This window comes from Mycobacterium syngnathidarum (assembly GCF_001942625.1).
Classification (GTDB): Bacteria; Actinomycetota; Actinomycetes; order Mycobacteriales; family Mycobacteriaceae; genus Mycobacterium; species Mycobacterium syngnathidarum.
On record NZ_MLCL01000054.1, the window covers coordinates 1 to 25,146 of the forward strand.

Sequence of the window (25,146 nt, forward strand, 5' to 3'; positions counted from 1 at the left end):
TTACACGGCTACCTCAACGACGTCCCACCCGCCGAGTACGAAGCCACGTTCTACGATGCACAACGGACCGACCAACCACTGGTCGCAATCCAATAGCCCGAGCCTCCGGCAAAACCAGGGCGATTCACTGTCAGGGGTTGACGTGGAGGGATGCGAATCGATCGACGAATGGCTGGACCGACTGGAGGCGCAGAGCCCGCTGCAACTGGTCACGTCCTCGGGAACCACCGGAACTTTTTCGTTCATCCCCAAGGATGAGCCGATCACTGTGCAGGGCATGCGGATCTGGAAAATGATGGTGTTCCAAACCTTCGGCAAGGAGCCGACAGAAGACGAGCTCAACCCCGTGGTCGACGTGATCTGGCCGAACTTCAGCGAGGGTCGATTCGGGATGACCCGGATGGTGCCGTGGATCAAGCGCGAGTTCACCGGCGGCGACGAAAGCCGTTTCCACGCCTTGTATTCCGGTGCAATGGACACCGATCTGATGTTCCTGGCCAACAAGATGCGGCTGGCCGCGTCGCGCGGCGAGCTGGACCGGCTGCAGCTGCCCCCGCATCTTGCTGCGCGCAAGGACGAGTTCATCGCGCTGCAGCAGCGTCAGATGACCGAGGTTCCCGAGTTCCTGGCCCGGCTGACCAACGAGCTTCGCGGCAAACGGGTTTTCATGACCAACACGTACAACCTGATGTACAACCTGGCCGCGGCCGGCCTGAAAGAAGGAGGCCGGGCCGACTTCGCGGCCAACTCGGCCATCCTCACCGGAGGCGGGGCCAAAGGGCAGGTGTTGCCCGAGGGCTACATGGACGTCATTCGCGAGTTCTATGGCGGAGTCCGGATCCAGGAGGGCTATTCGTTCTCCGAGCACAACGGTGTGCACTTCGCCTGCGAACTCGGCCGCTACCACATTCAGCCGTGGGTGATCCCCTACCTTCTCGACCCCGAGACCAGCGAGCCGTTTCCGCGCGCCGGGCGCCAGACCGGACGCTTCGCGGTTTACGACGTGATCAACCAGAGCCACTGGGGCGGTGTTATCACCGGCGACGAGGTCACCATCGACTGGGACACTCCCTGTCCGTGCGGACGTACCACGATTGCGCTTGAACACGACATCGTGCGGTTCAGCGAGAAGCGCGACGGTGAGGACGACAAGATCTCCTGTGCCGCAACCCACGAGGTGCAGAACGAGGCCATCGACTTTCTGAAGGAACTCGCATGACGTCATTCACCGTGCCGATGTTCGTGCGTGGCGAGCTGATCACCGATGACCTGATTCCGTTCGCCACCCGGCTGGAGCACAGTTTTACGGCACCGGATCCGGCCAAGCACGCCCACCGGCTGCCGCTGGGGGATCCGCGCAAACTTGCCGACCTCTACACGGTCTCCCTCGACGAGATCCTCGACGTGCTCACCGAGCTGGGTCAGGCGCTCGCCTTCGAGACCAACAGCTACGTGCAGGAGGCCTTCGAGGCGTGCCTGGTGTCCAACCCCATGCCGGAGTCGATTCTGCGCACCGGCTATGTGGCGCTGCCGGCACTGTTCGCCCGCGACTCGATGCGCGAGCTCGCCGACACGACGGTCGGTATCGACCATCTCGAAGGGTGGGTGCCTCAGCGGCTCCTCGACGGGCGCGAGATCCGGGTTCGCGCGTTCGGTGCCCGCACTCTGCATGTGCCCGCAGGTAACGGCGGACTGGTCGCCGGGATCACCGTCTTACGCAATGCGATCACCCGCAGCGACGCCATCGTGAAGGCACCTTCCAACGACCCGCTGACGGCGCTGGCGATCGCCAGGACGCTCGCCGACATCGCGCCCGACCACCCGGTGACCAAACATCTGGCGGTCGCCTACTGGAAGGGTGGTGACGAGACTGTCGAGGAACAGCTCTATAAACCCGAGCACATCGAAAAGGTCATCGCCTGGGGTGGTTTGGCTTCGGTCAAGCACGTCACCCGCTATATCCAGCCTGGCCTGGAACTGATCGCGCTGGATCCCAAGCGCAGCGCCACCATCATCGGACCCGAAGCGTTCGCCACCGAGGAGACATTGCGCGACGTCGCCCAGCGTGCGGCCTGCGACGTCGGGGCCGGTAACCAAGAGGGCTGCGTCAACGCGCGCGTGATCTACGTACTCAGCGGCACCGACGACGAGGGCCTGGAGAAGGCCAACAGGCTGGGCGAACTGATCTATTCCGCCATGATGGAGCTGCCGGACTTCATCAGCACCACGCCGAAGGTTGTCAACCGGACGCTGCTGGAGCACATCGAGGGCTCGCGGCTGACCGACGACTGGTACAGGGTGTTCGGTGGCGAGCACGCCGAGGGGGCGATCGTCGTTTCTCAGCTCGACGAGGCGGTGCCGTACTCCACCATGTTGTCGGGCCGGGTGGCCAATATCGTGCCGGTGGACTCGATCGAAAAGGTGACTGACGCTGTCAACGCCTACACCCAGACTATCGGGATCTATCCGGAGCCGCTCAAAATGCAACTGCGGGAGACACTTCCGCTCTACGGTGCGCAGCGGTTGACGTCGCTGGGCTACGCAGCCAGCGTGAACTTCACCATCCCGCAGGACGCGATGGAGCCGGTGCGCCGGATGTGCAAATGGATTGTCGAGGAAGTCTGCGAGCCAGAGCAGGTTTTTCCGTTGTGGCGAGCCCCCGATCTGGTCAGCGGCTGAATACGTGCACGGAAGTACGATCACGCGATGGCCAAGCCGCTAATCCCCGTCGAAGTCATCTACGAACGCGCTCTGGCGCTGCTGGACGCCGAAGGTTCCTCGGCGCTGACGACCAGACGTCTGGCGGCCGACCTGAAGATCTCGACTCGCACGCTCTACCAGCAGGTCGGCTCCCGTGAGCAACTGATCCGTGCCCTGGTGGCCCGGCACTTCTCTCAGCTGCGACTGGACTTTCACGAACACGACGATTGGGAGAGCACCGCGCTGAACTGGTGCCTGTCGTTGCGCGACGCGCTGTGCGCCCACCCGTACTTGACCGAGCTGATGACTGTCGACGACCGGTCCGCGATCATGGACTACGTCAACAAACTCGTGGAAGCAGCTCTGCAAGAAGGGATTCCGGATGAACTCGCAGTGGAATGTTGCCGATCGTTGGTGAACCTCACCATCAACCACTCGGTTGTCGAGGTGCGCGGAAAAGATCATCCCAAGCTGTCGAGGGAGTCGACCGGCGAGTACGCCAACATCGAACGCAACTTTCCGCGGTCGATCGGTTGGCTCCTGGCCGGTGTGCGCCAGGAAGCCGGAGTCGCGTCGACGAAGAAGACCCGGCGCAGCAGTCGCGCAGGGTGAGGACCCGAGCCGGAGGAGGCAAATGGCCGACTGGACGGTCAACGCGGTGTTCGACGCGGTCGCCGCGGCAGTTCCGCACCGGACGATGACCGTGTGCGGATCCCGCCGCTCGACCTTCGCCGAGTCACGCGCGCTGATCCGCACTCTCGCAGGATTTCTCGTCGGTTGCGGGCTTGGCGTACAGCGGCCGCGGGCCGGGTTGACGCGCTGGGAATGCGGTCAGGACCGGGTCGCCTTGATCATGCATAACGACGCCTACGTGGAAGCGGTTCTGGCCTGTCTGCGCGCACGGGTCGTCCCCGTCAACGTCAATCACCTCTACACCGCAGGCGAAGTTCGCGACCTGCTGGACTACATCGGCCCGACCGGCGTCATCTATCACCGCTCGCTCGCACCGTTGGTGCATGCGGCACTGCCGGCGGGCTGTGACGTGCGCATCGCAGTCGACGACGGCGGGATCGAGGCACTGCTGCCCGGCACGGTGCGGCTCGACGACATCACCGTAGATCCGGTAGAACCCGAACCTGCGGGTGCTCCAGAGGATCTGATGATGGTGTGCACCGGTGGGACCACCGGGCGCCCCAAAGGGGTGATGTGGCGTCAAGCTGATGCCTACATCTCCACAATGACTGGCACCGAACACAACTCGGTGGAATCGGTTACGGAATCAGTTGCTGCTCAGAGCAATCCGTTCTTCGCCGTGTCACCGCTGATGCATACCGCCGGATTGTCGACGGCGCTGACGGCGGTGCTGATGGGCCGCACCGCCGTCGTCTATGACAACCGCCGTCGGTTCGATCCCGCGGTGGTGTGGCGCACCGCCGAACAAGAAAGGGCGGTGGTGATGTCGATCGTCGGCGATGCGTACGCCGGACCGCTGGCGGACGAGCTCTCACGCAGCCGCTATGACCTAGCGGCGCTCACCCGGATTGGCACCGGGGGCGCTGCCACTCACCCCAAACACAAGAGGCGGCTGCTGCGTCACCTGCCATACGCGACGATCGCCGACACCTACGGCTCGTCGGAAACCGGCGGCATGGCCGGCGGGTCGTCGTGCGCCGACGGCGAGACGACGCCGATGGTGATGCATCCCACCGGTGCTGTGGCGTCGGCCGACCGCACGCGATTCCTCGAGCCCGGTGATCCCGAGATCGGCTGGGTGGCCCGAATCGGCCGGGTCCCACTGGGATATTTCGGTGACCGCGCAGCCACCGAGCGCACTTTTCCTGAAATCGGCGGCCGGCGCGCAGCCATCCCCGGTGACCGGGCAAGGCTGTTGTCTGACGGCACCATCGAGTTCCTAGGGCGGGACTCGCTGGTGATCAACACCGGTGGCGAGAAGGTATTCGTCGAAGAGGTCGAGAAGGTGCTCACCGGTCACCCGGCGGTGGTCGACGCCGTCGTCACCCGCCGGCCCCACGAACGGTGGGGCAGCGCAGTTGTCGCGGTGGTGGTGCTGGCGCCGGGGGATTCCCTCACCGTACAGCCAGCTGCTGCCATCCGGGAGTTCTGCGCGGAACGGCTGGCCGGCTTCAAAGTGCCCAAAGACATCGTGATCGTCGAACAGATCCGGCGGCTCGGCAACGGCAAGGCCGACTATCGATGGGCGCAGCAGATCGCGGCGAGGGGAAGTTGACATGGATTTCTGCACAGTCGAATTGGGGCCGAATGAGGAGCGTTTCCTCGATCGGGCCCGCGAGTTCCTCGGCCGTCAGGTAACACCGGAGCGGATCGAACATGCCCGGATCGCCGGCGAAGGGTTCCTAGAAGATGTTCACCTGGCGATGGGAGCCGAGGGCTGGCTGGAACCCGAAGCCAAGAAGGCCGTCGACGGTGGCTTCACCCCGCTGCAGCGCAGGATTTGGGCGCTCGAATGCCGTCGCGCGCGGGTGCCGCTGCAAACCTGGGGCGCAACGATGATGATCCTGGCTGCTGTGCAGCGATTCGGACAGCCTGAGTTGGTCGATGCGATCCTGCCCAGCGTTTACAACGGCACAGTCCGATTCGCGATGGGCTACACCGAGCCAGAAGGCGGATCGGACATCGCGACGTGCAAGACGAGGGCGGTGCTCGCCGGTGATCGGTGGATCATCAACGGCCAGAAGATGTTTACCACCGGCGCGCAGCACTGCCAGTACGTTTTCTTGCTGACCAACAGCGCTCCCGGCGGTGCGCGGCACCGAGACCTCACGATGTTCCTGGTGCCACTGGACACGCCGGGCATTGAGATCCAGGGCTTGCGGACCGTGGACGGCGAACGCACCAACATCACCTTCTACAGCGACGTCGTCGTCCCCGACCGGTACCGGATCGGAGAGGTCAACGACGGCTGGACCGTCCTGAGTGGTCCGCTGGCCGCCGAGCACGGCGCCCGTAGCCCAGATCGCCACGGGCTGGCCGACATCGCGATCATGAGCGCGGCCGGGACCGAAATGGCTGTCATCGCCGACTCGGTCTCGAGTGAGTTGGCCGATTGCACCGGTGGATCGGCCGGATACCGGCTCGGACGTGCCCACGCCCGAATCGAGGCGGCGTTGAGTACTCCAGGGATCTTCGGCCGCGTCGCGATCGCACAGACCATGCGCGACCTCGCCCCTGAGTTGATGGACCTGATGGGGCCGACGGCGGCGTTGGGCGGCGACGCCGAACACCTCTACCGTGTGGCCCCGCTGATCGGGATCTACGGCGGCACCATCGACGTCTTCCGCAACATGATTGCCACGCACGTTCTGGGCCTGGGGCGACCGAGCTATGCACGTACAGGGAAGAAGGAGTCGACATGAGCGTCGAGATACTCGCCGACGGACTCGGATTCACCGAGGGGCCGGCGCTGCTGCCCGACGGCAGGGTGGCGCTCACGTCGATCAGCCACGGCTGTGTCTACGTCGTGGATCCGGCCGGGGGACCACTCGAGAAGATCGCGACAGGGGGAGGTGCCAACGGCCTGGCGGTCGCACCGGACGGGACGCTGTACGTCGCGCAGAACGGCGGCATCTTCGGCGGCAGCGGGCCCGCGGAACCCGGGGTGCAGGTGATCCAGAACGGGCGCGCCGAGTACCTGGCCACGGGCATGCAAGCGCCCAACGACCTCGTCATGCGGCCCGACGGCCACATCTGGGTCACCGACACGCGTGCCGAGATCGACTTCTTCAACCCCCAGCAGGACAAGCAGGGATGGGTGTGGAACGTCGAGGTCGGCAGCGGTGCAAAGCAATTGGTACTCGACGACGGCCCGGTATTCATCAACGGTCTCGGCTTCACACCGGATGACCGCCAGTTATTGGTGACCACGACGTGCGGGGCGCAACTGTGGAATTATCCGATCACGCAAGACGGCGGCGTCGATGCCGCCGCTGGCGGGGTGCTGCACACCTTCGAAGGCGGGTGGCCCGACGGCATGGCGGTGTGTCCGGATGGAGCCTCGTGGGTCGCGCTGACGGGTGGCCACCGGCTGGACCTGATCGGCGCCACGGGAACGCGACTGGACAGTGTCGCCCTCGCCGACGGATCGCTTCCCACCAACGTCTGCCTGGGCCAGCGTCCCGGCGAACTGCTCGTGACGGCGTCCTTCCAGCAGGCCCTACTCCGAGTGTCCTTGGAACCGCGATGATGTCATCTGTCGACTCGTTGCTCGCTGAGGGTGGGGACTCCCGCGCTGAACGCTATGTCATGCAGGTGGTGGCAAACTGTGCCAGCGATGTCGTGCGTCTGGCAGGCGGCGCGATATTCGACCGGGCCCTCTGCGGCTGGGACGTCGCTGTCTATCTGCCCACCGGCGCCGCCGAGCGCGCAATCTCGATACTGGGCGCGCGTGTTGTCGACTTGAGCGCGCTCGGCGACGACGACAACCCAGCGCAACCCACAATCGTCATCGAGTGCGTCGGTGCGATATCCCACCTGTCGGGTCGGTGGCGGGACCGGGGCTGGTGGATCGCGCAGGATCTGCCGGCGGGTCTGCATCAAGACTGCATCCCGATTCAGTTGAGCAGCGCGGCAGCGGTTTTCAAAGGGCACGCGCTCGCGGCAGCAGGCTGCCCCGGCAACAGAGCGGGGAGCACGGAGACGTTCCTGTGGAGCACCGCCGGCCCGTCGATGTCGAGGCGATCGTCTGGATCGCTCATCAACTGCGACAACGAGGAGGCCAGCGATCGATATGAGCGCGTTCGCAGGTAGAACAATCGCCATCACCGGGGCAGCACGGGGGATCGGCTTGGCGACCGCCCGAGCTCTCGCCGGACGGGGGGCGACGGTAGTGATCGGTGACCGCGACGCCGACGCCTTGAGTGCGGCTCTGGACGAATTTCCGGCGTCGGATCTCGTCAGCGGTCACCCACTCGACGTCACTGACGCGTCGTCGTTTGCGGCGTTCGTGGACCACGCGCGGTGTGACGGAGGAGGCCGCATCGACGTCTTAATAAACAACGCCGGAGTGATGCCGGTCGGTCACTTCCTTCAGCAGAGCGACCACGAGATCCGCACCGCAGTCGAGGTGAATCTCTGTGCGGTGCTGACCGGGTGCCGCCTGGTTCTGCCTGAGATGGTTGCTCGTCGAAGCGGCCACATCGTGAACATCGCATCGCTGGCCGGCGCCGTACCCGTCCCGGGCGAGGTTGTCTACGCCGGAACCAAAGCCGCCGTCGTCGCCCTTTCCACTGCCATGGCAGATGAGTTCACCACGCACGGGGTAGAGGTCAGCGTGGTATCCCCGCCATTCACCGCGACCGATCTGATCGCCGGAATCGCAACCCCGTCAGGAAGCAAGGCTGTGACGCCCGACGCGATCGCCACAGCCGTCGTCGCGGTCATCGAACGCCCGAGAACCCATGTTGTGGTGCCACATTCGATGCGCTTCATTGCGCCACTGATGTCGATGATGGGTCCGCGGAGTCGCCGCAGGCTCAACAAACTCGTCGGATCTGACCGCGCCTTCCTCGACTACGACGGCGCCGCACGACGCGCCTATCAACAGCGCATCGACACCGCGATGGGTGCCAACGACATCCCACCCGGTTACCCATAATGATTGATGCATTGGTCGGTCCCATGACGTCGAGCACATATCTGGGTCGTCGCTCGGTGTTTCTGAGCCGAAACAGCATGCGCTGACTGTTTCGCTACGGCGACAGACTATGACGGTACGAAGGAAAGACCATGAAGGCGCGACCGGGTAGCGCAGTGGCGGCGGTAGATATGCGCGCGGTGTTCGATGCTGCCTATGTGGGGACCCAGTCGTTCTCCACCAACTGCCAGTCGGTGCAGCCTGCCGCGCCGACTGACAAACTCGGCTGCACCTGATCGAAGGCCCTCATAGTGATCCCTTCTTCCTGGTTAGCTCGCTGACACTGCGCCTTGGCTTTTCGCCATCCTTTGCTGCAAGTTGTCGAAGCCTCCACTCGTAGATGGGGTCGGCTGTGCGGTACGGCGTATCACCATCAAGGACAAGTTCGAAGAGGTCGCGCATGGCCTTTCCGCGCTTCGCTCTGTCGTTGGCGAGCAGCCGCCGTCGCCAGGCCATGTCGCTGAGTACGGTGACCAGCCGCACGATCTCGGGATACATGGCTGCGTTGCGGCTTGCGGTGCCCGCGCCTCGCTGAGCCTCATCGGGTTGAAGTTCGATGAGACGGAATCCGATCGCTTCCAGCGGTCGCCAGTAGTTCCACTGCTCCACGATGTCGTAGGCGTCGGTGAAAGATTGCAGAATCGCGGGCCGGCCGTGTTGGCGGATGAGACGTTGGTGCCGTCGGTGTGCAAGCAGAATATCGGCACGTGAGACGCCAACGATTTTGACAGTCGGGCGGGTTGGGTCGACACGAAAGGCCGTGCCGTTGAGCCACATGCTGTGGTGGACGCACACCACGTTGTCGTGGGTGGACCACACCTGCGGGAAGGAAATACGTCGTCCGTGTCTCGACGCGCACAGTGGACATCCGGGCCCGACCGATTCCACTTCGCGCTGCAACAACTCAGGATAAGCGTCGTTGTCGCCCGCAATTCGCAGTTCGGGCAGCGCGAAGACGAGGGCGCGATCGCTCATCGACACGCAGGCGGCGAGAGCGGCTCGCGTCGTTGGCCCCCGGCGGGTCAGCAGTGCTTCCAGGCGAGCACGGCTGATGCCGTTCGCCTTCGAAAGACGGGCGAGGTACTCGGCAAGCACTTCGTTCGGCACGGGCCTCACCGGACGGGGAAGTGTTGGGTTGCCGATGCTGGACGTGAGCGTTGTCATGATCGTGACCTACCCGGCCTTGGGGGCGATTGGGTGGCTGGTTGCGGCCTCCGCTGCGTGGTCGATGATGGCTGCGTCGAGTGCCTCACGCGTGATCGCGTCGTCTCCGTTGAGGATGGCCGTGATCGCCGCGACTCGGATGAGATGACTCAGACTGCTGATCGACCCACCCGTTCGTTGGTGTAGGTATTTCGAGTTGCGCGTCAGCGTGCCGTCTCGGTGCTTGTACAGGCGCAATGCTGACTCCATTGATGCGACAAGCGATTTCCATTCGTCATTGAATGGAAAGTTGCCCGTCTTGATCAGAACGGACCGTCCTGAGATCTGCCGGCCGCGGACTCCGGTGAACAGCCCGGAGCGCTCCACATTGATGCCCGCGTAGACGAATGTGGCGGGCATGTGCTCGCTGAAGTACTTCAGATGATCGGACATGTCCTCGCCGGCGGCACTGGCAAGGTTTAGGTTGTGGATCTCGTCGACAATGACGAGTTCGGTCCGGGCCTCAGTGAGCACGTGGCACACGGCATCGGCGATGTCTGTGGTGTTGTGACGTTGCCGCGTCGGAAGTCCGAGGAAGTTGGCGAACTCTGAAGCGAGCTTGCGGGGCGAGCCTTTCGGCGGTGTCGTGATGTAGACGACAGGTATCCGGTCCTGGCCGGGATACCGGCGGCGTACGTTCTGCTCGTGGATCTTTCCGAGCAACTTGATGGTGGTGGTCTTCCCGCTCGCCCAGGGCCCTGACACGATCATGGATCTGCGGGCGCCGCATTCACGTTGATTGAGCAGAGTCAGCAGCCGGCCCTGGCGGGTGATGTGGCGGACCGTTGAAGTCTCGATGATGACCAACTCCGAGTGGTAGGCCATGCGTCGGTCATCGAAGGCGAGCTTCTCCGCACCGGTGAGCGTGCTGTAGTAATCGTGATCGGGTAGGTCAAATATTGCGGGTTTGGCGTCGACGAATCTGCGCCAACCATCAAGCGTTACTGACGGCAGCTGACGGGGGTCGAGGTCGGGCTCGGCCGCCTGCTCATCGACGGTCATCTTCGAATCACCATGTGTCGGACTCCTTCTCAGCGTCGAATACGGGTAGTGGGATGACGTCGGCGATATCGTCGTCTTCCTCCGGGGACACCTGAGCCGTAGGCTGGTTCGCTGCTGGCGGCACTGTCGGTGGTAGTTCCGCCGCCGCCCGCGTACGGGCGATGGCTCGGCGGTCCTTTGCGGTGCGGCGACGCCGAGTCGGCGGCTCGGGCGCCACGGACGCACGACCCAAGAGGTCCTCGACTGCGGCCGTGATCGCCTCTTGCGAGGTTCGTCGCTCTCCTCGACTTGTCTCGAGCTGACGTGCATGCTCCCACAGTGACGACCCAAACGGCTGCGGTGCGGTATGGAGCTGCGTCCAGCAGGCCATCAGGTACCCCTCGCCGTGGTGGTTGCGAACCCAGATGCGACTGACGTCGTAGGGGTCGTAGTGGACGTGCCACTGCGTCCCCTTGCCGGGTACCCCGGAGATTTCACCCCGCGCAGCGTCCAAGTCGTCGCTGTCGTAGGTCCGGTAGTCGATAGTGATGCCTGCGGCTGTCACCGTCCGGTACAGGCTGGGTAGGAGCGCGATGTATTGGTCGGAGGTCAACGGTGCGGGGATGTATCCGCTGACCGCGAGCGTGGACGCGTACTTCTCGTTCGGGGTCAACTTTCGTTGCGGGTTCAAGGGGTCCCGCAGTCCATCGTGGGGTCTGTTCTGCCAGGCGACGACGATCCATTCGTCCAGCAGATCCTGAAGCTCTTGCAGTGAGAAAACTGCATTCTGCTCGGCGTACTTGCCTCGGTTCTCGACCGAGGATCCGAGGTAGCCCGTAACGTATTGTGCGAAGAGGGTTTTGACCGATCCCAGGGTGCGTTCGACAATCGGCTTATCGGTGGGCTCGTCCTTGTGTGCAGGCTGCATGCTGATCCCGAGCGATCGGCATGCAGAGCGGAAAGTGCTCGACAGATACACGGCGCCGTTGTCGTACACGATGTTCTCGGGAACGATGACGGGGCGGGCAGCAGCGTGCTCAAGTCTGTCATCGACAGACCGCATTGCGTGGTAGGGCAGGACCGAGTTCGACATTCGGACGGCATCGATCCACCCTGGCCGCATCGGTTCCGGCGTCATCGATTTTGCGACAAGAAGGGATGCGTCTACTGCCTTCGTTGTAGGTCGGAGAACCGCCGCGACGATGGTGCGCGTCGCAGCGTCGACGAGGCCCGTCAGCTCCACCCGGCCCCTCACCGACTCATCGAGCCGGATGCCGACATCGAACGGCGTGGTGTCGATCTGCATCCACTCACCGGGACGGCTCGCGACGACCTTACCGAACACACCCTCCGGCTGATGGCTCTTCGTCTGCCGGGTTCGAGCGGATCCAGTGGCGTGACGCGCCTGGGGGAGCTGTTTCATCAGCCGATGAAACGTGGTGTGAGAAGGCAGTTTCACGCCGTCGCCGAACTTGTCGACCACTCGCCGGTCCACGTGCCATTTCATGGCGATCTCTGTGCGCGTCGACTGCAGTTCGTTTTCGTTCAGCACCTCCAACAGCACGCCCACGTAGCGACTATCGACCCGCCGGTTTGGCGAGCGCCGGCGGTGAAGACGGCCGTCAACCAGCCCGGCAACGCCGGATCGTTCGTAACGGCGACGGAGTTCTTGAAGGTACTTCAGGCCCAATGGGGTCCCAGCGGCATCAAGTTCGGAGCATTTGTTGCGTTCGCGCTGTCCGAGTGATGTCGATCGAATGTCGTATCCGTTGCGCGGAGTGGTCTGCGGCGGTGAGCCAACTGGTATCCCGTCGACCACTTCGGAGATGTGGTGCTCGAGCCAGAGGACGCGCTCCTGGACCCGCCTCGGCAGCGCGGAGAAGTAGTCGGGTGGGATTGGGCGGCGACGAACGCTGGGGGATAGGACGTCGAATGAACTGTCCGCGAACAAGTCTGCAATCTTGACTGCTGCCAGCTGACCGTCCTCGCGACGTAGCTTCGCTATCATTCCGTCGATCGCTACCAGCTCGCAGAACTTGCCGTCGTAGCGACAAAAGTCGCCGATGGCGATTTTGGCGGGCTCAGCAGCAGTCATCGTGTGGCCAACCGGATCAGCGTATGTTCACCGATCGGCGCCGAGTCGACATCGACGTCGATCTCGTGTGTCCAGAGCAGGTGATAGAGAGTGGGTAGTACCAATATCGGTTCGCCCGCCGCGAGGGCGGCTGCGCCGATTGTCTTCGGGTTGTGGGCCAGTAGCGAGGTCAGGTTGGTAACGACGTCTTGCCGTCGATTTCGCGGGTTCCGGTAGCCGGCGAGCCAACGCAAGTTCGCGGCTCGGATCGGAGGCTGATCTCCAACACGGCGGTAGGTCCACCCAGTACGCATGCACAGCGCACTGGTCGATTCGAATGCCTCGCGTGCGTCACCGTCCACGAGTCGGTCTGGTCGAACATCCACGACGACGCCGTCGCCGGATCTCGTTCGGAGGAACACATCAGGTGTGTGCTGCCGCTGTTTGCCTGCGGCCGAAACGAAGCGAAAAGCGAAGGGCTGTACTGATATTCCAATGATATCTGGATCGAAGTCGGCCGCGATCAGAAAATCACGTTCAACCCACGATTCGAATGAGATGTGCGACTCTGTGGCCGAGCACCACCACTCGCCGGTGAAGTTCTTCTGACCCTTGTACGTCGAGGCTTTGCGGACCGGCGCACATTTCTCGAACTGTACCGACCACAGCTCGTCGACCGGAATTTGAGCGACAGGTTCACCCTCAGCGGGCCGGTAGTCAATCAGCTCGCTGTTTCGAATCTGCGCCGCCGCGCGCCCATGGGTGGGCACGTCTCTGATCGTATGGCCGAGATCGGCAAACTACTCGTCCGACACGCCTGAATCGCCCGATATGGAGAGCCGCATCCAAATGACCGGCGATGCCCATCCACTGTCATGCTCCGCTGCCGCGGTGGCCCTCCACCGGGCTCAGCCGGCGTTCTCCGCGAACCGATATTGCGGAGCCAGTACCTCTACGGCGTCTGCCACACCGTCGGGATAGTTGCGTGCTCGCTTGGGGTCTGGACGGGGGCCAACCGACTGTGCCTCGTACAGCGACACAGCAGCCTCAGTCATGCGAATTGCGTTTCCAAAGGAGTCGAGAGTGATCGCCAGCAGTGGCGTGTCGTCGAGTTCTTCGTCGTTGAGCACGTATCCCATCAGCCACTTGAATCCGTGAACGAACCCCGAGCCCAGTGAGTAGAAGCTCTTGGCGCTACGTGGGTGCATCACGGCGTCCAACTCGGCGTCAGCCTTGCGTGGCAGTTGCTCGTCCATCCAAATCTCCGCGCCTTCAACCAATTTGAGCGGTCCGCCACTTGGCCCAGTTATATGCTCGGCGGATAACGCCGCGATCTTGGCCTGCCGAGCAGCCACCCGTTCGCGCCGCTTCTCAAAGTTGGTCAGATCGACTTCCGCCAGTGGGTCTGTTCGTGCTGCCAGAGCCTCAGCCTCAAGCCTCTCGAACTCTTCTTGCCTGCCACGCTCAGCCTTGAGGAATCCGTAGCAGCGGCGAATTCGTTCTTCCGTGTCCGTCTCGGAAATCAGCCAGATGGTCTTGGCCGACGATTCCATCGCAATACGGCACAGCGCCGCCGTTGCCGACGTTCGGATTTGCCCCTGTGTGAGTGCCAGCGCAATGACCTCGGCCGCCGCCGCGAGATTTTCGCACGCGTTCATGGTCGGATAGAGCGCCGTCGAGCTAACCAGATTCGTTTCATCCTCGAGTGTGACTGCCACATCGTCGAATGCGAGGCGGCTCTCGCGATGGATCGGATTGGGCCGCAGACCCCACGACAGAAGATCTTTCGCTCGCTTGGCGCGTTCACCGATGAGCCCAAGAAACATCGCTCGCATGAGCCCGTGCGCGCCGTCCGGGTACGCAGCCTTGAGCTTGTCCCAATCCACCTCCGAGAAGTCAGGCCGCGAGGCGGGGCCGCCTGGAGCGGCGGGCGATGGCATTTTGATGCCGAAGGCCTCCGGACCGGGATCGGTCTCGGGAACCGTATGACGACGTTGCTTTTCGCGCTCTTGCCGGCGCCGCTTCGCCGCCATACGGTCACCACGCTTGGCCATCTGCCCGTCCTTCACCTATTCCGCCGCACAACAAGCCCTCACAATAGGTCTCGGCTCCGACAAGGCCACCGGCTAATACAACCCAAACCGTCACAGTGACTAAACGCGAGGGTGGCGGTGATGTCATCATTGACAACGTGGTTAGACGCGTCAGCCTGATCCTGAGGGAAGCCGACGAAGCGGTGATATCCCCATACCTCAGTCAGGATTCGCCCGCGGCGGAAGCTCTGCGACGATGGACCAGGCGGCGAGGGTGGGTCCCAGCCGAAATTCCAACGGAAGCCGACGTGCTTCGTGCGCTGCTCAGGGCCGGGGCAGACGCACTGCATGAACAAGCCCTTGATGTTGGCTATGCCCAACTGGCCTCGGACTTTGATGATCTCTCTGCTGACGCGGATAGGCGTGCCGCCCGGGACCGCCATGCGCAAAGGATCCAAGACAGCAATGAGGGCGAAGCGTAACCGCCATACGAGGGGCCTAATGGAGAAGCCCGGCCCGACTAATACGTCACAGTGACGAATTAGTCGGGCCCCGCCGGCCGCAGCGACCGAGGACGGTGCGGGGCGGACCTCGAGCGAAAGCTGATCACGCCACCGGCGCGGAAGCGTCACGAGATGCGACATCCAGTAGGCGAAGGAGCGGAAAGGACCATGCGCTGATCCTCGAACGAGTGAAAAAGTCAGGGATCAACTGCAAAACGACATGAGGCGACGAGGAAAACGGTGCGTCGCGCACGCGCAAGCCGCTTACAGCGCCTATCGCTAAACGCCGATAAGCTACATTATGTCAGGTAACGCCCTGCATATTGCATCAGGTGAACCAGTTCCAAACCGGCTGTCCTCCACTGCGCCAGGAAGCTTGGCATTACAGATCCAGGACGAAGCGCATTGCTTGGTCAATGGCTTGCATCTGTTCTGGACTAATCATTCCCTGGCGAGATGACAGTCGTTCGACAGAGACCACTCGCAGTTGGTCGCAGCGAGCGTAGGAAATATGGTCCAGCCCGCTGTTCTCTGGCTCAAGTTCGACGTGGCTTCGCAGGCCGTAACCAACGGTCGTGATCGGTACGACAACCACCAGACCGCCCGGTCCATTGTTGAGAATGTCGACCGACACCACCACCGCCGGGCGGCGAAAGGCTGGCTCGTGTCCGATTGGCTGGCCGAGATCGACCTGGTAGATCTCCCCTCGCCAGATCAAGCCAGTGCATCCCAGTCGTCGCGCTCGGCCAGGTATTGGTCCCACAGATCGGGGTCGTTGCGCAGGCGTTGGTAATCCCCGTTGAGCCCCCGCAAGAATTCCTGCCTTTCCAAGGCGTCGATCGCTGCGTGCACGACGTCGACGACGGCGGTTTGACGAGCCTTGGCTAGAGATTGCAGCCGCTCAGAATCGGGACGGCGGACTCGGACGGTTGTGGTTTCTGCTGCCATGGAACTAGTGTAGACGAATTGTAGACACAGGTCAGGGCAGCTCGTCCCACGTATTCGGCAACGGACGCTGGGCAACCTTCGAGTGCCGCCGGACCCCACTCTCCGCCTTGGCGCGACGACTCCCAGGATCTACGTCTAGGCGTCGGTGGCGATCCACCACTTGCACCGGCAAGCAATACGGCGGAATCGAATATGGCGGGTTACCAGTAGCTAGTACGCGCTATTGCGCTGCTTCCCAACGGCTTTCATCCGCGGTATCCAGCTTGAGACCACAATCGACGGTATGCCCCCGGAGATGGCGCCGCTAATCAGTGGTCGGGGTGTGTGACCGCACGTAGGTCCAGCTCGGGTATCCCAGAGAAGTCACCGGGGTTGCACGTGTACAACGGCACACCGTGCGCGACGGCGCTGGCAGCGATGAGCGCATCGTAGGCCCGCGCGACAGGCTTGCCGGCCGCAGTACGCAACGCGGCAGCGCCCCCCAAATGCCCGCGCGCTCTCAGCGTCGAACGGAAGGATCTCGAAATCCGGCGCGGCGCAACTTGCGCACGATTCCCTCCGCGGAATGCCGCTTACGACCAGCCATGCGTGTCATCGTCCCTTCTCTGCCCGACCTCGGGCCACAGGACTCTAAAACAGGCTTGATCTGTACCCGTGTTGTTGGTCCACGGTCATGCGAGTCGAGGGCAGAGTGATCATCAGGAGGTCACATGCCCCGTCAGTACTCATCATCGGTCCGCCGGCAAATCGTCGCGCGGCTGCGATCGGGTGAACCGGTGGCTGCCGTTGCGATCGAGACCGGGATCTGTGAAGCAACTCTGTTCCGATGGAAACGTCAGGCACTCATCGACGCCGGGGTCATCGAGGGCATCCCGAGTGTGGAGGCCGACGAACTAGCAGCCGCCCGCAAGCGCATCGCGGCGCTCGAGGCCGAGCTGGCCCTGACCCGCGACGCGTGCGAACTGTTCGACGAGCAGGCGGTGGTGCCCCCAGAACGCCGACGCGCGATCACTGAAGGGCTGATCGCGCGCGGGCACTCAGGCCGATCAGCCTGCCGGATAACGGGATTGACGCGTTCTCTATTGCAGTATCACCGGCACCGCCCTGTCCCGGACCGGGAGGTGCGTCGCCTCATTGTGGCCGACACGATCACCGAGATCCACCAACGGTCCCGCGGCACCTACGGGCGCCGACGGGTGCGCGCGGCGCTGCTGGCCGACTACGAGATGAACGTCAACCACAAGCTCGTCAACTCGATAATGGCCGAGCACGGCCTATTCGGGTTGCCGCGTCCCGGGCGGCGGAAACCCAACCTAATTGGTGTCGACACCCCGGTTGACCTGGTCAACCGACGATTCAGTGCTACCAAGCCAAACGAACTGTGGTGTACGTATATCACCGAACACCCCGCGCGTGATGGAAAGGTGTACTGCTGTGCGATTCTGGATTGCTTCTCGCGAATGATCGTGGCCCGCACGTTTTCTACCGCCCCCGACACCGCCCTGGTCAACAATGCGGTCAACATGGCCGCCGATAGCAGAAACCGTAGTAGCCCAACGATTCTGCATGCCGACCATGGTAGTCAGTTCACGTCCTGGAGCTTTGGTGAGAACATGCGGCGGTGGGGTCTGCTTGGCTCGTTCGGTACCGTGGGCGACTGCTTCGATTATGCCGCCATGGAGTCGTTCTGGGCACGGATGCAGGTCGAGCTGCTCAATACCCGCAAGTGGGCCACCACCATCGAATTGGCTGCCGCCATGGCCGATTACATCGACAACTTCTACAACGTCGAACGCCGGCACAGCTACCTCGGTAACATCAGCCCCACGGAGTACGAAACGCTCTGGACATCCACCTATTCGATCCCTCAACTCGCATGATCGTGGCTCGAAACGGCGGGCACGGATCAGCTGGTCTCAATCATGGGGATCACGCCACTCGCAGTCCCGGCGTCGGGGCTGGGCGCGGCTGCAGTTTCCATACCGAGAGACTACCTACGCTGTCGTCCGACAGGCCTCTCTCCAGTCAACGCCGGACCATCGATGTCCGCCCCCGGCCACCTCGGATTATCGGATTGGCAGTGCTCGCACGGATCGCGAATATAGACGTCTCTCGCAACCCGCCACACGCGCGATGCATGGGCGCTTGGGCTCGGCGCTGTCGTTGTCAACCGCGAGCAGCGTTCAACTCAAGCACCGTCGCCATGTACCGGTGAGACGCCGACCTACACGGGACAATATGCAGGAATCGAATATGCAGGGTTCCAACGGGTTTCGATCCCACCACACCCTGCCCTGACCTAACTGATAGTGCCCTGCTGCAACGCCCACCGATGTTGGAAGGGCAACACCTCGGCAGCGATCTCGAAATCAGCGTCGTAGTGCAGCAGTGTCACATCATGGGCGTTGGCAAGGGTGGCGATCAGTAGGTCGGCCATGCCGACGGCACGATGACGACCAGTGTCGGCCAGCGATCGCTGCGCATCCAATGCCGCGTGCCAGTGTTCATCGTTGGTCGGCAGGTACTCGTATGCGAGGCGGCGATCTGACCATATCTGCGCGTAGTCCGCGGCGGCCCGGGCGCTGTAGAGCGCCTCGGCATCAAGCTGAGCGGTGGTTGCGACCAATCCGGCCTCGATAAGCGGAGCAAGTCGGTCGGCGACCTCGGGGTTTGTCATCCGTGCCGCGGCACTGGTGTCGATGAGATACCGCGCTACTACCGCCACACATCACCTCGCTTGCCAGGGTCACTCATCTCCCTCATACCGCCAGACTTCAACCATGCGATCTGGCGAGCGCGTGCAGACGCCGCTGCAGCCTGCTGCAACGCGATGCGGACGGTATCTGATACGCCGGACGTCTTAAGTTCCTTCTGCGCGGCGGCCAAGAGGTCGTCATCGAGGTCAATCAAACGCTTGGTCATCTCGCCACCCTCACGTATATACGAAGTCTTGATTGAGTATATACGCGCGCGTCCTCAGTCGGCTACACCAGCCGTGAACGGAGAATATGCAGCATTCGAATATGGCAAGTTACCAGCAAACCACTGCATATTGTGTTGGAGCCCTGTGCTTTTCGGCATCGAACTTCTTCTCTATCGATGATGCGGGTGCGTGACTGATCGTAGCTCCAATCGCGGGATTCCTGCGAAGTCGGCGGGGTTGCACGTGTATAGCGGCACTGCATGTGCGATTGCGCTGGCCGCGATGAGCGCGTCGTACGCGCGCGCAGCCGACTTGCGCCCCGACGCGCGCAGCGCCGCGGCTACGGCTCCAAACGTCCGGGCGCAATCTCCATCGAACGGCAGGACGTCGAAGTCCGCCTCGGCCTGCTGTAGGTGCTGTTGCCGGGCGCTGCGCTCTGCATCGTCGTTGGCGACGTGTGGTCCTACGGACAGCTCGGCCAGCGTAATCGCGCTGATCAGCGATTCATCGGGAAGCTCGGCCGGGTCGGATATCTTGCCCAAGAGGATCACCGTGGAGGTATCCAGCATCCCCCGACTCCGAGTTTGCGTCACAGCGACGGGTCGATGAGGTCGTCGATGTCGCGCCGGAGGGCATCCGGGTTCACCGGTGGAAGATTTTTGCGGCGACGAATCAGTTCGGCGGGCCCTGCGCTGGATCGAGGCAGTGGTCGTAGTTCAGCAACGGGTGTGCCGTCCCGAGTGATGACGATGCGCTCGCCATGCTCGACACGGCGCAGAACGTCTCCTCCACTGTTGCGCAGTTCGCGCACCGTGACTGTATCCACGTTCGCAGCGTATCACCGGTGAGACGCCACCGCGGCGCACTTGAACCGCCCCGTTTCGCGGGAAAAGAATATGCAGGAATCAAACATGCAGAGTTACCAGTAGCAAATTGACGCCCTGCCCCCTCCCAACTGCCCCGGAGACACCACCCGGGTGGACACTATGTCGTGGCCCTTTCTGCAACAGTGTTCAAAGTCGAACTTGGCGTCTCCGATGTCGATCACGGTTACTACGCCGATCACGCGCTGACCGTGGCCCGGCATCCCAGTGAGACCGATGAGCGGATGGTGGTGCGGTTGTTGGCATTTGGGCTGCGCGCACACCGACTCAGCGACGTCGACGGCGAGTTGGCGTTCGGGGCGGGCCTGTCCACCCCTGGCGTACCGGATTTGAGGCTCGCCGACTACACCGGCCGGATCCTGGAATGGATCAACGTCGGCCAGCCCGACGAACGCGTCTTGGGCAAGGCGGCCGGCCAGTCCGACCAGGTGCTGCTGTTCCCGTTTGCCGCCGGCGTGGCCACCTGGTGGCGCACCGTCGGCCCCAAAGTCGCAGGGCTGGCGAACCTGTCGATAGTTCAGATACCGCACGCACCGGTGCAGCAACTGGCCCAGAACGTCGATCGACGCGTGTCGGCGCAGGTGATGGTGATCGAAGGTCAGGTGACGATGACCGTAGGCGGAGTCGACGTCACCTTCACGCCCGAGCCATTGCAGTGAACGTGCGGGCCCGAGGTTCCGGCGACGGCGAACCAGTTCAGTCGGACTGACACTACGACGCGGCAGGTGTGCGTTGACCGTGTCGATCTCCAGCTCATGGCGCGGTCGGTGACGTCGCGAAGGCCGGACCGGGCCGCGTGGTACCAATCGATTTACGACGCCTGTGTTTTCGGTGCATTTGACGAAGTGGGTGCGACGTCCTCGGCGGCCGGTACCAACACGCATCGACCACCGCTCGTCCCCGGAAGGAACGAGTCAGGCTTGCGGTTGTTGCATCACCGCGATGGCCAACCGGCCCTGATCGTCCTGCTGGACGTCGAGCACCTTGTCATCGAGCAACGTGGCGGCCTCCGGTTCGAGGAAGAGCCTTGCACCCCCTTCGGTTCCGAGCACCTGGTCCCCTTCCTCCGGCCCAGGAGCGACCGAGACCGTGAGCTGCGCCCCTGAGTCATCCTGGGTCTGCACTGCGAAGCGCAGCCCGGTAGTACTCTGTCCGTCCGGCCCGTCCTGGGAAGTCATCGCCGCGATCGCCTCAGCCGCCGCGTCCGTCATGGCAAGCACTTCAGTTCCCTTCAATTTGCGTTGGCTACAGCCTCCACCGTAGGGGTGGCCAGCCGCGACCGCTAGGCAGGTTCATCTGCCAAGCGCGAGCCGGCTCCTCACGCGCCGGAATACACCTAGCTCACTCCCCTTGCCGATGCACCATCGGACTCGAACACGGCGTCCCACGCGTCGCTCAATCGACGCTTGCCTTCATCAATGTCGACCGCTGCGAGCTTTCCGCCTCCGGCGTCTTCGACCAGGGAGAATTCCCGCAGTTTTCGCACACCGTCGTCTATTTGGAAATCGAACTCGGAATCGAACTCGTCGGCGAACCAGAACTCGATTCGTTCGTCTATTTCATGCAACGAAAGCGGTTGGTCGGCACTTCGCAGGAAGTGGTACGCGAGGACCGCTTCCTTTACTTCGGCTTCCTCGGCCGCATCGAGCAGATGGAAGAAAACGCCGGCGTCGTTGTCGAGGTTACGGTAGTAGAGATTTTCCGAAAGAGCTTTGATGAATTGGATCTTGCGGTTCTTGAACTTGTTGAACTGCCGGACGATGTATCCACCGAAAGCCGTCAAACCGGCGCCGATCGTCACCAGGGCCCCTTGATCGACTTCTACCGCGTCATCGCGAAGTCCCAGATAGAACGCGATCAACAGCAGTAGAACGCCTAGCGAGGCAACAAGCTTGGTCGCTATGACGATGACCCCGGAGACCGCGGCAGGTATACCGATGAGAAGCTTGTCGATCAGTCGCATGGCGACGCGGACATTCGGGAACAACATTTCGAGATCGCAGCGGGGCACGTTCTCGAACAGTTTGATGATCGTTGATCCTGGCGTAAAGGGAAGACCGTCAGTGTCACGCCGGTCAAAGTGGTCTTCATCCTTGAACCTGACGTAGACGAGGACTTTCGCGTAGCTGCGAAACGCAATGGTCTTGCGCCGCAACCCAAAGAGTTGCTTTTCCTCTCGTTCGCGGTGCAGTTCTCCACGGCGAAAGAACATCGCGCTGTCGATGTCGTCCGTATCGATGTCCAGGCGGACCTTGATCATGCCTTCCTCGTCGAAGGCGCGCTTCAGCTCCTCATCACTCACCCGCGTGAAGTTGGCGCATTGAGCCAGCTCGGTGAGCTCGTGCTCGAGCTGCTCCTGCGCCGCTTGCCGCGCTGCCTTGTCGAAGTGCATGACGCGGCGCACATCTGGAGAGGGACTCAGCGTGTGGTATGTGTCCTTGATTGATTCGAGGCGCCGCCGAAACCGGTGGTGGAGCAGGCTCGACAAAACGTCGGTGAACTCACGGAAGGCTTGACGCTCGTGCTCGGGCATCCGCTGCGCGAGCAACTCCACGATCGTTGTCTTGCGAAATGGTATGAAATGTTCGTCTTCGCCCACCTTCCGATGAGACGCGGCAGAACCCGAATCTGCTTGCGGATGCTGGTTTCCGGTTACACGCACAGCTTGCGTCCTTCGCACGACTTCTTCCCCACCATATCCCTTAACGGATTTCGAGGTAGATGCCGCTTCGCGGCTTCCCTTGACCAGGGCGCAGTGTTGACCGCGGCAGCGTCGTCTACTGGGGCCGCAGTGGCGCCGGCACGCGACGTACGGGACCTCATGTCCGGGCGGCTTGCCTGCCTTGGCGGTCGAGAAAGGCTCGGCGGCAACCGGGACAGCAGAATGTGTGCTCGGTGCCGTCGATGTCCGCGGTCACCGACGCCGGATCGTCGAGACGCACCAAGGCTCCGCACATGGGGTCGACCGCCATCCCATCGGGCACCTCGGCGGTGCCGCGGACCGCATCGTTGATCATGTCGTTCAACGCCGAGTCGCCGACGACGCGTCCGAACGCGCCGTAACCTCCCTCCGGCACTCCGAGAACGTGCACTTCCGCGTGCGCCTGCTGGTACAACCGGTCCGGCGCCGGCGCAATGTCGGCGAACACCCGTGTGATGTGAGTAATCAGATACTCGCTCAGCGCCTTTCGCCATGGGCCCGGGACATAGACCCGCGCCACATAGCGCGGGGGATCTGTTGGCTTGAGCGGACTCCCCCCGGCCACCCATGTGTCGACCTCGTGTACGACAACGTGGGTGATGCTTTCGAGGAAATCCAACACGCCCGGGTCGGCGCGTTCGGCGACCGGATCGCCGAATGATTCCGGGTCGTCGTAGAGCCCGTGAGCCGTCAGGCCACACGCGAGTCGGTCAAGATCCTCACGGGTGTGCGAACCCTTCGGGACGAACACTTCGGTGAACATCATGTCGAGCCCTCCCATGAAATATGTGCAGTACACCTCCAGCGTAGGTGTACTTTGTATACTTTCAAGTGATGCCCCGCCCCCGGACACTGACCACGGACGCGATCTTCCGAGCTGCGCTCACTGTGCTCGATCGCGACGGGTTCTCCGGGATGTCAATGCGGGCCGTAGCCGCGGAGCTCCGTGTCAGCCCAATGGCGCTGTATCGGTATGTCGACAACCGTGAGCAGCTCGAGGAGTTGATTGTCGAACAGCTGCTGGCCCCAATCGACTGCACGGTGCCGACCGGGAGGCCATGGATGCACCGGGTCGAGGTGTTGATGGACCGTCTCCGCACCGCCATCGGCGCGCACCCCGCGGCCATTCCCCTCCTCCTCTCCCACCGCCACAAATCACTCGCATCCCTGCGGTGGATCGAGTCGATGCTCACCGTGCTCAACGAAGCGGGACTCGCCGGGAAAGACAGAGCGATCGCACAACGAAGTCTCGTCAGCTACCTGCTCGGCAGCCTCAGTAGCCAGCACTCGAGCGCACTGTCCGGACCAGGCACCGCGAGCATGGCCACGCTGTCCGACACCGAGTTTCCCCACGTCGTCGAAACCGCGCGCACGGCACAGTGCATCACGCCAGACGATGAATTCCACTTGGGGCTCGCCGCACTGTTGCGTGGCCTCAAACCTGATTAGGGTTCGCGGTAGGAACCTTCGAAAGCTCTTGGCACGCAAGCAATTCCAGGCCCGATCTACCGACACTCGCTGGGCTCGAACCTGATCGTGGCAGCAGCCGCCATGGACGTGGGTGCCACCGGCCAGGTCGACGGCGGTAGCTGATCCGACCGGGCAGATGCCGACATCGCCCTAGCGACCCCTGGAATAAAATTCGTGCCCAGTCAACTTGGCTCGAGAGTCGTCATTCCCCCGACTCAGGAGCACCCATGACCCGTCCTGTTCGTGTCGCCGTGCAGATCCAGCCCGGCGGTACGCCCGACTACCGCACGTGGCGCGACGCCGTCCTGGCCGCCGACGACCTCGGTGTCGACGTGATCTTCGGTTACGACCACTTCCACCGCCCGGCGATGGAGGCGCTCGTCGACGGTAAGCCCGTCCTGTTCGACGAGCAGCCCGACGTGGCCAATTTCGAGGGCTGGACCGCGCTCGCGTCGTGGGGTGAGATCACCTCACACGCCGAGATCGGACTCCTCGTCACCGGCGTCGGGTACCGCAACCCGGACCTGCTCGCCGACATGGCGCGCACCGTCGACCACATCAGCGGCGGCCGGCTCATCCTCGGCCTCGGCGCCGGATGGTACGAAAAGGATTACACCACCTACGGTTACGACTTCGGCACCTTCGGCTCCCGCTTCGATCTGTTCGGCGAGAGCCTGATCCGCATCGAGAACCGGCTGGCTGCACTGATCCCCCCGCCCGTGCGCAAGCTGCCGATCCTCATCGGCGGCACAGGGCCCAAGCGTTCGCTGCCCGCCGTTGCCCGGCACGCCGACATCTGGCACGCGTTCCAAGAACTCGATGCGTTTCGCCGGTCCAGCGACCGCGTCGACGAGCTGGCTGCGACGTTCGGCCGCCACGGCGCGGACATCGAACGCTCGACGCTGTGGCAGAACGCCGACAGCGCCGATGCCTTCCGCGAAGCCGGCGTCACGTTGTTCCAGACCGAGCTCACCTCCGACAACGGATACGACCTCAGCTCTCTCAAGGAGGTGCTCACATGGCGAGACAACGGATGACGGCGGTCAAACACGTGT

Annotated in this window: 27 protein-coding genes; 13 read left to right on the forward strand and 14 right to left on the reverse strand. The window is 62.9% G+C overall.

Going from position 1 to position 25,146, the window contains the following annotated elements; translation table 11 throughout:
• Window positions 1-142 precede the first annotated feature (142 nt).
• The 9 genes from BKG60_RS14425 (at window position 143) to BKG60_RS31970 (ending at window position 8,607) form a co-directional block, all read left to right on the forward strand.
• A complete protein-coding gene (locus BKG60_RS14425; RefSeq protein ID WP_239253101.1) occupies window positions 143-1,219 on the forward strand; it encodes a long-chain-fatty-acid--protein ligase in 1,077 nt (358 codons plus the stop codon).
• Window positions 1,216-2,679: an acyl-CoA reductase gene (locus tag BKG60_RS14430; protein ID WP_070945388.1), complete on the forward strand. Its 1,464-nt coding sequence runs from the start codon at window positions 1,216-1,218 to the stop codon at window positions 2,677-2,679. Before BKG60_RS14425 ends, BKG60_RS14430 begins: the two co-directional genes overlap by 4 nt.
• A 27-nt stretch (window positions 2,680-2,706) precedes the next feature.
• Window positions 2,707-3,312, forward strand: coding sequence for a TetR/AcrR family transcriptional regulator (locus BKG60_RS14435; protein WP_003883394.1), 606 nt, complete (start codon window positions 2,707-2,709; stop codon window positions 3,310-3,312).
• A gap of 22 nt (window positions 3,313-3,334) precedes the next feature.
• A complete protein-coding gene (locus tag BKG60_RS14440) occupies window positions 3,335-4,948 on the forward strand; it encodes an AMP-binding protein (protein ID WP_070945387.1) in 1,614 nt (537 codons plus the stop codon).
• A 1-nt stretch (window position 4,949) separates the two neighbouring features.
• Window positions 4,950-6,095, forward strand: a complete 1,146-nt coding sequence (locus tag BKG60_RS14445; RefSeq protein WP_070945386.1) for an acyl-CoA dehydrogenase family protein — start codon at window positions 4,950-4,952, stop codon at window positions 6,093-6,095.
• On the forward strand, window positions 6,092-6,922 hold the full coding sequence (locus BKG60_RS14450; protein ID WP_070945385.1) for an SMP-30/gluconolactonase/LRE family protein: 831 nt from the start codon (window positions 6,092-6,094) through the stop codon (window positions 6,920-6,922). The genes BKG60_RS14445 and BKG60_RS14450 overlap by 4 nt, the downstream gene beginning before the upstream one ends.
• Window positions 6,923-6,981: 59 nt before the next feature.
• Complete coding sequence (locus BKG60_RS14455; protein WP_131823385.1) at window positions 6,982-7,485, forward strand: hypothetical protein; 504 nt, start codon at window positions 6,982-6,984, stop codon at window positions 7,483-7,485.
• A complete protein-coding gene (locus tag BKG60_RS14460) occupies window positions 7,466-8,332 on the forward strand; it encodes an SDR family oxidoreductase (protein ID WP_070945383.1) in 867 nt (288 codons plus the stop codon). Before BKG60_RS14455 ends, BKG60_RS14460 begins: the two co-directional genes overlap by 20 nt.
• A gap of 131 nt (window positions 8,333-8,463) precedes the next feature.
• Complete coding sequence (locus tag BKG60_RS31970) at window positions 8,464-8,607, forward strand: hypothetical protein (protein ID WP_165617790.1); 144 nt, start codon at window positions 8,464-8,466, stop codon at window positions 8,605-8,607.
• Window positions 8,608-8,617: 10 nt separating this feature from the next.
• On the opposite strand, the gene BKG60_RS14465 is transcribed toward BKG60_RS31970, so the two are convergent.
• From BKG60_RS14465 to BKG60_RS14500, 7 genes are all read right to left on the reverse strand, one after another.
• Window positions 8,618-9,535, reverse strand: a complete 918-nt coding sequence (locus tag BKG60_RS14465) for a TniQ family protein (protein ID WP_120764922.1) — start codon at window positions 9,533-9,535, stop codon at window positions 8,618-8,620.
• A gap of 9 nt (window positions 9,536-9,544) precedes the next feature.
• A complete protein-coding gene (locus BKG60_RS14470; protein WP_070945381.1) occupies window positions 9,545-10,576 on the reverse strand; it encodes a TniB family NTP-binding protein in 1,032 nt (343 codons plus the stop codon).
• 7 nt (window positions 10,577-10,583) lie between these two features.
• Window positions 10,584-12,650 (reverse strand): Mu transposase C-terminal domain-containing protein, encoded by a 2,067-nt coding sequence (locus BKG60_RS14475; RefSeq protein WP_083339288.1) that lies wholly within the window; start codon window positions 12,648-12,650, stop codon window positions 10,584-10,586.
• Window positions 12,647-13,399, reverse strand: coding sequence for a TnsA-like heteromeric transposase endonuclease subunit (locus tag BKG60_RS14480; RefSeq protein ID WP_165617789.1), 753 nt, complete (start codon window positions 13,397-13,399; stop codon window positions 12,647-12,649). Before BKG60_RS14480 ends, BKG60_RS14475 begins: the two co-directional genes overlap by 4 nt.
• 138 nt (window positions 13,400-13,537) lie before the next feature.
• Window positions 13,538-14,683: a hypothetical protein gene (locus BKG60_RS14485; RefSeq protein ID WP_131823384.1), complete on the reverse strand. Its 1,146-nt coding sequence runs from the start codon at window positions 14,681-14,683 to the stop codon at window positions 13,538-13,540.
• A gap of 864 nt (window positions 14,684-15,547) precedes the next feature.
• Window positions 15,548-15,883 carry a type II toxin-antitoxin system PemK/MazF family toxin gene (locus BKG60_RS14495; protein ID WP_070185406.1) on the reverse strand — a complete coding sequence of 112 codons (336 nt, stop codon included), beginning with the start codon at window positions 15,881-15,883 and terminating at the stop codon, window positions 15,548-15,550.
• Window positions 15,880-16,113, reverse strand: coding sequence for a hypothetical protein (locus BKG60_RS14500; RefSeq protein ID WP_070945379.1), 234 nt, complete (start codon window positions 16,111-16,113; stop codon window positions 15,880-15,882). The genes BKG60_RS14495 and BKG60_RS14500 overlap by 4 nt, the downstream gene beginning before the upstream one ends.
• Window positions 16,114-16,823: 710 nt before the next feature.
• Between BKG60_RS14500 and BKG60_RS31130 the strand changes: the two genes are divergently transcribed.
• The gene (locus BKG60_RS31130; RefSeq protein WP_083339286.1) at window positions 16,824-17,993 is read left to right on the forward strand and encodes an IS3 family transposase; all 1,170 of its coding nucleotides are present in this window, start codon (window positions 16,824-16,826) and stop codon (window positions 17,991-17,993) included.
• Between the two features lie 419 nt (window positions 17,994-18,412).
• Here the strand turns inward: BKG60_RS31130 and BKG60_RS14520 are convergent, their stop codons facing one another.
• The 4 genes from BKG60_RS14520 to BKG60_RS14535 form a co-directional block, all read right to left on the reverse strand.
• Window positions 18,413-18,838: a PIN domain-containing protein gene (locus tag BKG60_RS14520; protein ID WP_075909702.1), complete on the reverse strand. Its 426-nt coding sequence runs from the start codon at window positions 18,836-18,838 to the stop codon at window positions 18,413-18,415.
• Window positions 18,829-19,035 carry a DUF2191 domain-containing protein gene (locus tag BKG60_RS14525; protein WP_070185409.1) on the reverse strand — a complete coding sequence of 69 codons (207 nt, stop codon included), beginning with the start codon at window positions 19,033-19,035 and terminating at the stop codon, window positions 18,829-18,831. Before BKG60_RS14525 ends, BKG60_RS14520 begins: the two co-directional genes overlap by 10 nt.
• Window positions 19,036-19,206: 171 nt before the next feature.
• Window positions 19,207-19,605: a type II toxin-antitoxin system VapC family toxin gene (locus tag BKG60_RS14530; protein ID WP_070185410.1), complete on the reverse strand. Its 399-nt coding sequence runs from the start codon at window positions 19,603-19,605 to the stop codon at window positions 19,207-19,209.
• Between the two features lie 20 nt (window positions 19,606-19,625).
• Complete coding sequence (locus BKG60_RS14535; RefSeq protein ID WP_171054893.1) at window positions 19,626-19,862, reverse strand: type II toxin-antitoxin system Phd/YefM family antitoxin; 237 nt, start codon at window positions 19,860-19,862, stop codon at window positions 19,626-19,628.
• 165 nt (window positions 19,863-20,027) lie between these two features.
• Between BKG60_RS14535 and BKG60_RS14540 the strand changes: the two genes are divergently transcribed.
• Window positions 20,028-20,579: a YaeQ family protein gene (locus BKG60_RS14540; RefSeq protein WP_070185411.1), complete on the forward strand. Its 552-nt coding sequence runs from the start codon at window positions 20,028-20,030 to the stop codon at window positions 20,577-20,579.
• 255 nt (window positions 20,580-20,834) lie between these two features.
• On the opposite strand, the gene BKG60_RS14545 is transcribed toward BKG60_RS14540, so the two are convergent.
• The 3 genes from BKG60_RS14545 to BKG60_RS14555 form a co-directional block, all read right to left on the reverse strand.
• The gene (locus BKG60_RS14545) at window positions 20,835-21,131 is read right to left on the reverse strand and encodes a hypothetical protein (RefSeq protein ID WP_212757694.1); all 297 of its coding nucleotides are present in this window, start codon (window positions 21,129-21,131) and stop codon (window positions 20,835-20,837) included.
• 125 nt (window positions 21,132-21,256) lie between these two features.
• A complete protein-coding gene (locus BKG60_RS14550) occupies window positions 21,257-22,519 on the reverse strand; it encodes a TMEM143 family protein (RefSeq protein ID WP_070945376.1) in 1,263 nt (420 codons plus the stop codon).
• A 220-nt stretch (window positions 22,520-22,739) separates the two neighbouring features.
• Complete coding sequence (locus BKG60_RS14555) at window positions 22,740-23,387, reverse strand: hypothetical protein (protein ID WP_070945375.1); 648 nt, start codon at window positions 23,385-23,387, stop codon at window positions 22,740-22,742.
• A gap of 68 nt (window positions 23,388-23,455) precedes the next feature.
• On the opposite strand from BKG60_RS14555, the gene BKG60_RS14560 reads away from it, so the two are divergent.
• Together BKG60_RS14560 and BKG60_RS14565 are read left to right on the forward strand one after the other, a co-directional pair.
• Window positions 23,456-24,070, forward strand: coding sequence for a TetR/AcrR family transcriptional regulator (locus tag BKG60_RS14560; RefSeq protein ID WP_070185414.1), 615 nt, complete (start codon window positions 23,456-23,458; stop codon window positions 24,068-24,070).
• Between the two features lie 248 nt (window positions 24,071-24,318).
• Window positions 24,319-25,128: an LLM class F420-dependent oxidoreductase gene (locus tag BKG60_RS14565; RefSeq protein WP_070185415.1), complete on the forward strand. Its 810-nt coding sequence runs from the start codon at window positions 24,319-24,321 to the stop codon at window positions 25,126-25,128.
• Window positions 25,129-25,146: the final 18 nt, after the last annotated feature.

Coding starts and splice junctions, on each gene's coding strand:
- BKG60_RS14430 (WP_070945388.1), top strand. CDS start 1,216: ATGACGTCATTCACCGTGCCGATGTTCGTGCGTGGCGAGCTGATCACC.
- BKG60_RS14435 (WP_003883394.1), top strand. CDS start 2,707: ATGGCCAAGCCGCTAATCCCCGTCGAAGTCATCTACGAACGCGCTCTG.
- BKG60_RS14440 (WP_070945387.1), top strand. CDS start 3,335: ATGGCCGACTGGACGGTCAACGCGGTGTTCGACGCGGTCGCCGCGGCA.
- BKG60_RS14445 (WP_070945386.1), top strand. CDS start 4,950: ATGGATTTCTGCACAGTCGAATTGGGGCCGAATGAGGAGCGTTTCCTC.
- BKG60_RS14450 (WP_070945385.1), top strand. CDS start 6,092: ATGAGCGTCGAGATACTCGCCGACGGACTCGGATTCACCGAGGGGCCG.
- BKG60_RS14455 (WP_131823385.1), top strand. CDS start 6,982: ATGCAGGTGGTGGCAAACTGTGCCAGCGATGTCGTGCGTCTGGCAGGC.
- BKG60_RS14460 (WP_070945383.1), top strand. CDS start 7,466: ATGAGCGCGTTCGCAGGTAGAACAATCGCCATCACCGGGGCAGCACGG.
- BKG60_RS31970 (WP_165617790.1), top strand. CDS start 8,464: ATGAAGGCGCGACCGGGTAGCGCAGTGGCGGCGGTAGATATGCGCGCG.
- BKG60_RS14465 (WP_120764922.1), bottom strand. CDS start 9,535: ATGACAACGCTCACGTCCAGCATCGGCAACCCAACACTTCCCCGTCCG.
- BKG60_RS14470 (WP_070945381.1), bottom strand. CDS start 10,576: ATGACCGTCGATGAGCAGGCGGCCGAGCCCGACCTCGACCCCCGTCAG.
- BKG60_RS14475 (WP_083339288.1), bottom strand. CDS start 12,650: ATGACTGCTGCTGAGCCCGCCAAAATCGCCATCGGCGACTTTTGTCGC.
- BKG60_RS14485 (WP_131823384.1), bottom strand. CDS start 14,683: ATGGCCAAGCGTGGTGACCGTATGGCGGCGAAGCGGCGCCGGCAAGAG.
- BKG60_RS14500 (WP_070945379.1), bottom strand. CDS start 16,113: ATGGCAGCAGAAACCACAACCGTCCGAGTCCGCCGTCCCGATTCTGAG.
- BKG60_RS31130 (WP_083339286.1), top strand. CDS start 16,824: ATGCCCCGTCAGTACTCATCATCGGTCCGCCGGCAAATCGTCGCGCGG.
- BKG60_RS14525 (WP_070185409.1), bottom strand. CDS start 19,035: ATGACCAAGCGTTTGATTGACCTCGATGACGACCTCTTGGCCGCCGCG.
- BKG60_RS14530 (WP_070185410.1), bottom strand. CDS start 19,605: ATGCTGGATACCTCCACGGTGATCCTCTTGGGCAAGATATCCGACCCG.
- BKG60_RS14545 (WP_212757694.1), bottom strand. CDS start 21,131: ATGACGGACGCGGCGGCTGAGGCGATCGCGGCGATGACTTCCCAGGAC.
- BKG60_RS14555 (WP_070945375.1), bottom strand. CDS start 23,387: ATGATGTTCACCGAAGTGTTCGTCCCGAAGGGTTCGCACACCCGTGAG.
- BKG60_RS14560 (WP_070185414.1), top strand. CDS start 23,456: ATGCCCCGCCCCCGGACACTGACCACGGACGCGATCTTCCGAGCTGCG.
- BKG60_RS14565 (WP_070185415.1), top strand. CDS start 24,319: ATGACCCGTCCTGTTCGTGTCGCCGTGCAGATCCAGCCCGGCGGTACG.